The sequence below is a fragment of the Streptomyces sp. NPDC041135 genome, assembly GCF_055592085.1.
Genome location: NZ_JBVIYZ010000064.1, coordinates 1 through 8944 on the forward strand (window position 1 = coordinate 1; position 8944 = coordinate 8944).

The 8944-nt window shown below is 71.1% G+C and carries 2 protein-coding genes and 1 pseudogene; 1 reads left to right on the plus strand and 2 read right to left on the minus strand.

Translation table 11 applies throughout. From position 1 onward, the window contains the following. Nucleotides 1-148: 148 nt before the first annotated feature. A complete protein-coding gene (locus tag ACZ6CZ_RS37225) occupies nt 149-439 on the minus strand; it encodes a hypothetical protein (RefSeq protein ID WP_469030411.1) in 291 nt (96 codons plus the stop codon). Nucleotides 440-1159: 720 nt separating this feature from the next. Between ACZ6CZ_RS37225 and ACZ6CZ_RS37230 the strand changes: the two genes are divergently transcribed. Next, complete coding sequence (locus ACZ6CZ_RS37230; protein ID WP_469030413.1) at nt 1160-8491, plus strand: LamG domain-containing protein; 7332 nt, start codon at nt 1160-1162, stop codon at nt 8489-8491. 136 nt (nt 8492-8627) lie between these two features. On the opposite strand, the pseudogene ACZ6CZ_RS37235 reads toward ACZ6CZ_RS37230, so the two are convergent. Then, a pseudogene (locus ACZ6CZ_RS37235) lies at nt 8628-8759 on the minus strand (transposase); the annotation flags it as partial. Nucleotides 8760-8944: the final 185 nt, after the last annotated feature.

Below are 8944 nucleotides of genomic sequence, written 5' to 3' on the forward strand. Positions count from 1 at the left end.
TCGCTACGAGCGCAAAGCCGAACACTTCCTCGCCTTCACGAGCCTCGCATGCACCCTGATCTGCTACCGCAGGCTCGCCAAATGAGATGACCTCTAAGACTCCAAAGTTTCATCAGCCCCGATCTCAGCCAGGGGCCCTCCGGGATGGTCAATCGATGCCCCATTCGGCACGGCTCTGCAGGCGGACCGGCTCGGCGCCGGCGCCTGGAATCGCCGTCGGGGCATATCCGGACACCACCAGGGCGTATGCACGGGCAAGCTGCTCCAGCGCCGTGGATGCCTGCCCCTGAGACTTGTCCGCGACGTTCCGCGCTTCCTGGCTGATGGCTTGCAGGAGCGCGTCGCGGGCGTCAGCGGCTGCGGGGACTTCGGCCACGGTCCTCGTGGCTGGCATCAACGCCACCTCGGTTGCCTGGACACCGGCTTGCTCGTCTGGCATGGCTACGTTCCCTCCCTGGCCGACTCCTTGCCGACCAACGTGAGCATCCCATGACGGAGAGTCTCCATTACAGTGCCCGTTGACGGAATCCCGCCTGCGGAGGGAAAAGGGGACGGTTGGCTGGACTACGAGCTTGCTCCCTCTGACCCCAAACTCGCGATGGAGGTTGTGTTGACACCGCAGTCGTCGACCTGGGTGATCGCGTTGTAGCCGTCATGGGTTTCGGTGGCACCGTGACCGTCAGCGGATGCGGCATGGCCGGGCGCGGTGAGGCCGGATGGGCCAATACCGCCAGTGGGCGGCATTCTCACACCGACCCGGAAGCCGTCCTCACCCTCCACGGCATCCCGTGATCAACCCGGAGATTCGCGGAACACTCCGGGGCCCTGCTGTCGCGCATGGGTCTCTCCTGTGAAGTGGGCCCGGATTCGCGGTCCGGGCCGGCAATCGAAGCTGACTTGCATCTGCTGTTGTGCCGGGCAGCCCACCTCGCCGCCGCCCGCTGCGCGGGCTGGCTCTCCTGACGGCCGGGGCCGGGCGGAAGGGCGACGGGACAGAGGCGGAATGGTGGATTGCAGCCACTCGGCGAAGTGTTCAAGTCGTCTACGCCCCAGGTGATTTGACAACGGTCCCCGCCCGCAGTCGCGCGTGCCAGACTGCCGAAGCCCTGTGGGGGGGCGCCGCACGGCCAGGCTCGTGCGGATGTGGGAAAGGGGAACAGTGGCAGCTCAGAGATCTCTGCTCAAGGTCTACGGGGACCGGTCGTACCGGCACGTGACGATGGCCCGGCACCAGGGCACGACGATCGCGTTCGCGATGGACGCCGCGCGCCGGATCGTTTACTCGGTGCTGGATCTTGCCGGTCCGCCGACCAAGGGGGACGTGGACTCGGCGTATTGGAGCGACAACCCGGCCGAGCTGGTCTTCCCCCGGGAGATCGCCGAGGTTGGGTACGCGGTGGTCGGGGCGACCGCGATGCCGACGGTGAAGAGGGGCGGGGCCGAGGCCGCGGCCGGGGAGCAGCCGGCCGAGGAGGAGGTAGACCGGCACCTGTCGAGCACCGGGCGGCTGACCGGGGACGCGCCGTTCCAGGTGGCCTCGGACGGGACGTATGTGGTGGTGCTGCGCCAGTCGGTGGGTGCGGGTGAGGCGGGGGCGGTGTACAAGCTGGCCGGGGGCGGCTCGTCCGGGGACGCCTCCCGCGCGGACTACGTGCTGGACGGCGGCGGCGCGAAGGTGCCGCTGGTGCGCGACACCCTGTTGTGCGACCGGTTCGTGCTGGTGGACGGCAAGTTGAAGCCGGTGCTGGAGGCGCGCTTCAAGCGCAGCCGGCACGCCACCCGGCCGGAGTCGGCCAAGGACAGCCTGGGCACCGAGGACATGGAGGGCCGGCCGTTCCACGAGCCGACCCAGGAGCTGTCCTTGGTCCGGAATCTGACCCAGGGCCGGTTCGCGGCGGTGCTGGTGCCGACCGGGGTTGCGGGCGCGCAGCGCTGGCAACTGTTCGCGCACAACGACGTCACCGGGCGGATCGACGGCTTCAACATCGAGCAGGGCGCCCAGGGCCTGTTCAACACCCAGGGCACCCGGTTCTACACCAGCCCCGACCCGGCGTATCAGGACGCGGTGTTCGAGCGTTCCCCCGGCGCCTGCCCGTTCACCGGCCGCGACCTGGTGCCGGTGGTGAGCAGCGGGGGGCGCGGCGAGACAGCGCTGCGGCTGGACGGCCACGATGCCCACGTCGACCTCGGCGACCCGGTGGTGCTGCGCTTCGGCGGCAAGGCGTACTCGGTGGAGGCGTGGGTCAAGCCCGCCGCGCTGGACGGCCCGCTGCTGGGCCGGGCCGGGGAGTTCCGGCTCGACGTGGACGCGTCCGGCGCGCTGAGCCTCACTCACGAGGGGGCGCCCGCCGCGCTGTCCTCCACCGAGGTCCTCGCAGTCGACGTCTACACGCACGTTGCCGCGACTTTCGACGGGACCACGGCGCGGCTGTACGTCAACGGTCGGTCGGCGGGCAGCGGCCCGCTCCCGTTCACTCCCGGCGCCCGGGGGCCCGTCCTGGTCGGCAAGCAGGACGACAGCGGCACCGAGCGCCACTTCCAGGGCGACCTCGACGAACTGAGGATCTGGAATCGGGTGCGCTCGGCCACCGAACTCACTGAGGACCTGGGCCACCGGCTGATCGGCAACGAGCCGGGCCTGGTCGCCTACTACCGCTTCGACGAGGGCGCGGGCACCACCGCCTACGACCAGACCGACCGGGCCCTGCACGGCACCCTCGGCGGCGCGGCGGACTGGACGGGCTCGGACGCCCCGATCGGCGACCACCCCGGCGTGCGGCGCGACAGCTTTGTCCTCAAGGGCCGCACGGTGGTCTCCGGCATGTCGGCCGTGCTCTACCACCAGCAGGAGAACGTCGCCGCCGGCTATCGCCCCGACCCCAAGCCGGCCAAGCGGCAGGCCCGGGTGATGCTGGCGTTCGCCGCCAAGTACGGGCAGGAGCCGTGCGTGGCCGCCCTGGACTTCGCCGTCGGCCGCGACGGACGCCTCGCCCAGGCCCCGGACGTGCTGGAGCCGCCGGTGCTCAAGCGGCCCACCAAGGGCCAGGACTCCGAGCGGGTCAGCGCCCTGCAGCAGATCGTCAAGCGGCTGGAGCCGGAGGTCGCCGCGCTGCCGACGGAGATCACCCGGCTCGCCGGCACGGCCGCCACGCTCGCCGACCGGCAAGCCGAGCACGACCGGCTCAAGCCCGGCTTCGACGATCTGGAGCGCCGCTACCTGGCCGAGAAGGATCAGGTCACCGCCTGGACGTACAACCTGGAACTGAAGAATCCGCGGACCTTCAGCGGCCAGGTCGGGCGGTGGGTCTATGCGATCAACACCACCCCGGACGCGCGGGGCTCGGTGGTCTTCACAGCCAACCTGCCCCGTTCGACCTGGCGGCTGGAGTCCGTCGGCGAGAGCCAGGACGGCCGGCCCTGCTACTGGCTGGTCTGCCACGAGCAGAGCCGGGACCTGTGCGCGGTCAACAATTCGGCGGCCGACAACACCGCGTTCAACACGATCGCTCGCGAACCCGGCAACTTATACGCCCAGTTCCAGCTGGTCGCCGAGGGCGAGTACGTCCGCCTGGTCAACCGCGGCAGCCGGCTCGCGCTCGGCAGCCCCTCTGGCTACCCGTACCAGCTGCTGGCGCAGGCGGCCGAGTGCCTGAGGGCCGAGTCGGGCCTGCTGCGGATGACCCGCCTCGGGCTGCGCTCGGGGGTGGACACCGCGTACTTCCCGGCCAAGGAGAAGATGGACACCGCGCGTCTCCTGCTCCAGGAGGCCCGCACCGCCAGCCATCGGGTCGGCGAATTGCAGCGCACGCTGGCCGCCAAGCAGGCCGAGCTGGCGGACGCGCAGGAGCAGTTGGCCCGGTTGTCGAGCGCGCTGCAGGGCGACGACGACCTCACCGTGCCGATGCCGCTGCTCGCCGTCGACACCACCGGCCTGAGCCTGTCCGGCGCGCTGCTGGAGTTCGCCCGGGGCAGCGACCGGCCCGCGTTGCTGGACAGCGGCACCGGCAACCTGGTGCTGTACTTCCGGGGCGCCAACGACCAGTTTTTCGCCGCCTACTACGACACCGCCGTGGTCCGCGGTGCCCGCACCCTGGCCGGGGACGGCGGCACGCTGAGCTTCGTGGCCCGCGACCCCGGCATCACTCTGGACACCTGCGTCATCGAGGTCACCGACGGCGACGCGCCAGGCCGCTGCGACCTGACCGTCACCGTCGGCGCCGACACCGAGACCTGGCGCTCGCTGCCCCGCAAGGCCGAGGCACTGGCCGCCGCCCTGGCCGGCGACCCCGGCCGCCCGGTGACGGTCGGTGCCGTCGCCCGGGTCACCGGCACCACCGTGGAACTCACCGCCGCCACCACCACCGCCGTCCCGGCCAAGGCCCATCTGCAGATCGGCACGGCCGGCTGCGCGGTGGCCGCCGACGCCCCGGTCGGTGCCAGGACGCTCACCCTCGCCTCCGCCGTCACCGGGATCAAGCCCGGTGACAAGGTCGTCCTGGTCGGCTACGACTGGGGCCGGGCCGCCTCCAGCCGCCCCGGCGTGCTGCTCTCGGCCGGCTCCCGGCTGGTCGGGCTGAACCCGGGCGGCGTCGACTCTGTACCCAACGGCACCGCCAAGTCGGCCGTCGCCGGGCGCGGCTGCCGCTGGCGGGCCGAAATGCCTGGCCGGGCCTTCCTGCTCGACGGCAAGGAGCAGTACCTGACCCTGCCCGCGGGCAGGCACCCGGGCATCACCCCCGCCGGCGACCTGACCCTGGAAGCATGGGTCAACCCCGAGGACGGGCAGGGCCGGATCATCCACGCCCGCACCGACGACTCCGGCTACTCCCTCTCCCTCGCCCCCGTCGGACTCACGGTCAAGCAGTTCACCGGTACCGACCGGGTCGAACTGACCGCCTCGCTCGACCTGGCGAACCGCGACTTCACCATCGAACTGTGGGCCAAGCGCAACCAGTCCCGCGGCCGCACCGAGCCGCTGCTCACCCACGGCACGCCGGGCGGCGGACTCGACCAGGCGCTGCACCTGGTGTTCGATCCCGCCGAGACCTTCCGCTTCGGGCTGTACGGCGACGACCTGGTCACCGCCCAGCCCTACCCGGACCTGGAATGGCACCACTGGGCGGCGGTGTACAAGCACGCCACCCGCGAGCAGTTGCTCTACCGGGACGGCGTAGAGGTCGGCCGCCGCACCGCCACCGGCGCGTACACCGGGAACGGCCCGCTGGTGATCGGCTGCCAGCCGTTCAGCGGCGCGTACCTGGACGGCCGGATCGACGAGGTCCGGGTCTTCGGCCGGGCCCGCACCCAGCGCGAGCTCAGCGCCGAGCGCCACCAGCGGCTCTCCGGCCGCGAACCCGACCTGCTCGGCCACTGGACCTTCGACGGGCCGAGCAGTCCGCCGTCCCCGATCAAGGGCTATCAGGTGGTGGCCCGCGTCGGCGACCGGGTGCTGCGCTCGGCCGAACGGTTCCCCTGCAACGAGTGGGCGCACCTGGCCGCCACCTTCACCCAGTCCTGGGCCCTGCTCCTGGACGGCGGCCAGGGCCTTGCGGTGGCCCCGCAGGAGTCGCTGAACCTGTTGGAGGACCTCACCGTCGAGGCGTTCGTCCGGATCGACCGGATCGGCACCCCGATGAGCCTGCTCGCCAAGGGCACCGTCGTCGACGGCGGACAGGCCGGCGTTCCCTACCAGTTGGGTGTGCTGGCCGACGGGCGGCTGGAGTTCGCGTTCGCCGAAGCCGACGGCAGGGCCGTCCGCTACGCCTCCGACCGGCCGGTGCGGGCCGGCGCCTTCCAGCGGGTGGCTGTCGTCCGGGAACGGCGCAAGCCCGACGCCACGGCCGCCACCCGGGCGGACCCGACCGCCCCACCCGAACAGGACATCCGTTTCTACCTCGACGGCGTGGCGGCCGGCAGCCACCTCTACAAGGGCCCCGGCGCGCAGGCCAACACCGGCGAGCTGGAGATCGGCCGCGGCCTGACCGGCGTACTGGGCGAGGTACGGCTGTGGAACGCCGCGCGCCCCGTCGTCCAGCTCGGACTGCCCGTCACCCCGCGCGAGAAGGGGCTGCTGGCCCGCTGGGCCTTCGACGAGAACGCCGGCAACGTCACCATCGACCACTCCGGCTCCTTCCCGGCCAAGCTGCGCGGCGCCCGCTGGACCCGCGACCCCGACCCGGCGGCCAGCCCGCTGCGGCTGTACCGCAACGGCGAACCGCTGGCCGAGGGCACCGTCACCGCGCAGGACTCCGCCCCCTGGGGCGAGGCCCAACTCACCCTCGGTGCGCGGCTGTCCGGCGGCAAGCCGGCCGACCCGTTCACCGGCACCCTGGAGGAGGTGCGGATCTGGCGCACTGTCCGGACCGCGGAGCAGATCTCCGACAACCTGTTCACCCGACTGCGCGGCGACAAGCAGCACCTGCTCGGCTACTGGCCGTTCGACCGCGACTCCACCGAGCCCGGCACCACCTCGGTGCGCGACGAGGGACTGCGCGGCAACCACCTGGCCTTCTCCACCAAGCGGCCGCGCATCCTGCTTTCCACCGCCCCGATCTCCACCGACACCGCCGAGGTCCGCTCGGCCCTCGCCGACGTCCGCACCCCGTTCCACGACACCATCGGCGGCGGTCCCGGTGCGAGCGAGTACGCCGACCTCCAGTACGACGCCAAGGGCGAGGTGCTGGGTGTGCTCAAGCGCTGTTACGGCTTCGTCCGCGGCGGCCGCTGGCACCTGGTCACCGGGTACAAGGTCGGCGACCTGACCACCGAGTGGGTCGGCCAGGCCCAGTTCGACCCGCAGCTGACCGGCTACGTCGAGGGTGCCCCGCCAGTGCCCTCGGAGAACCTCACCGGCAAGGACGACGGCTACGCCGGCGCCTCCTCGGTGGAGTTCACCGAAGCCGACCAGGTGGTGCGCAGCCTGTCCTCCAGCCGGACCCGGAGCACCAGCACCGCCTTCAACTTCGCGCTCGGCGGCGAGACCGACGCCGACACCATGACGATCACCGCACCGCTCGGCATCGGCACCGCCACCCCGCTGGCCAAGGGGCAGCTGAAGCTCGCCGCGACGGGCAGCCTGGAGTTCTCCAACACCTGGAGCGAGGACACCCAGGTCAGCCAGGGCACCAACACCTCCCGCAAGACCAAACTGGCGCTCACCGGCCACCCCGAGGACTCCGCCAAGCTGCTCAACCAGGCCATCGGCCGCCGCTACGTGCCGGCCAACACCGGCCTGGCGCTGGTGCGCTCCCAGACCGCCGACGTCTTCGCGCTGCGCCTGGCGCACACCGGCGCCCTGGTCGCCTACCGGATGCTGCCCAACCCGGACATCCCGCCCGACTGGAACGTCATCCACTTCCCGATCAACCCCCGCTACACCAAGCAGGGCACCCTGGACGGCGCGGTCGGCTTCGATGACCGCGGCAAGGTCACCGACCCCGACTACCCCACTGCCACCGGCTACGGCGAGTACAGCTACTTCAAACCGCGCGACGCCTACGCGCTCAAGCGCCGCATCACCCGTGACCAACAGCGGCTGCACGCCTTCTACGAGTCGACCTCCACCGAGGCCGGCCACCGCACCGACAGCGACCCTGCGGAGAAGCAGGCCAGGTCGGTGCTGCGCTCGATGGGCATGACCGCTGACCCGCAGGAGACCGGCCGGGCCACCGGCGGCAGCGCCGCCGCGGCCGCCTTCTCGCACCGAGACCTGGTCAACACCTACGTCTGGACGGCCCAGGGCGGCTTCTTCACCGAAAGCACCGAGGCGACCGACGCCGTCAGTGAGACCACCTCCGGCTCCTACACCTACAGCAGCATGTTCGGCGGCTCCTTCGACCTGACCTTCGGCGCTCTCGGCCTCGGCTGGTCCGTCCACCTGGACGCCTCCCGTGGCGGCGGTTTCAGCGTCACCCGGGCCAAGAGCAAGGAATCCACCCGCTCCTTCGGCCTCGACGTCCAGTGCGCGCCCTCCGGCGACCTGCAACGCCGCGATACCAACGGCAAGCCGGTGTACGACGCCGCGGGCCGGCCGGTCCTGGTGCCGGGCAAGGTGGACGCCTACCGCTTCCTCACCTTCTACCTCGGCGAGACTAGCGCCAACTTCGACGACTTCTACCACAAGGTCGTCGACCCGGCCTGGTTCCAGAGCAGCAGCGCCCCCGACGCCGCCGCCCTGCGCCAGGCCCGGCAGAGCTCCGCCAAGCCCCCGTGCTGGCGAATTCTGCACCGGGTCACCTACGTCAGCCGGGTGCTGGCGCCCGTCCCGCCGCCCGGGGCGCCACCCCTGGAGAAGGCGATGCGCGCCGAGAACATCGACAGCAACTACGAGCTGATCAAGCGCCTCGAACCACACGTCCGCCCCGCCGCCACCAGCACCGGCGCCCTGTCCGCCGCCACCCGGCAGGTGCTCGCCACGGAACTGCCCGAACTCCAACCACACGCCGTCGAGATCATCAACTACCTCTGCCGGTACTTCGGCATCGACGACTGATCCCCGCCCGGCCCTCCGCCCCGCGGAGGGCCGGGCTGTCGTCGGTCACCGGCCCGGACGGCGATCACCCATGACGGACGGACGGACTTCGAACCACGGGGTCGTCAGGGCCGGCCGTGAGGGAGGACGGGATGCGGCCGGTGTGCAGCACAAACAGGATCCCGCACAGGGCCTGGCGGTCCGGCACCCGTGGTCGGCCCGCCACCAGCTTCGGACCCGGCTCGGGCAGCAACGGCTCAACGAGCGACCACAGTTCGTCCGACACGATCCACGGCCGCGACTGACGTTTCCCCACGACCCGACCGACGAGCGGACATGCCGACGGTCACTCGATCAACACCTTCTGTTAGGAACTCTAAGAGAGCATCTGATCAGTTTTCACGCCGATTTGGATGAGATGTCCGTTTCGATTCGCCAGGTTGATGTTGATTCTCCGGTCAGTTCGCGGGACAT

Bases quoted from the DNA above. Each gene is read 5' to 3' on its own strand.
- ACZ6CZ_RS37225 (WP_469030411.1), bottom strand. From the start codon at position 439: ATGCCAGACGAGCAAGCCGGTGTCCAGGCAACCGAGGTGGCGTTGATG.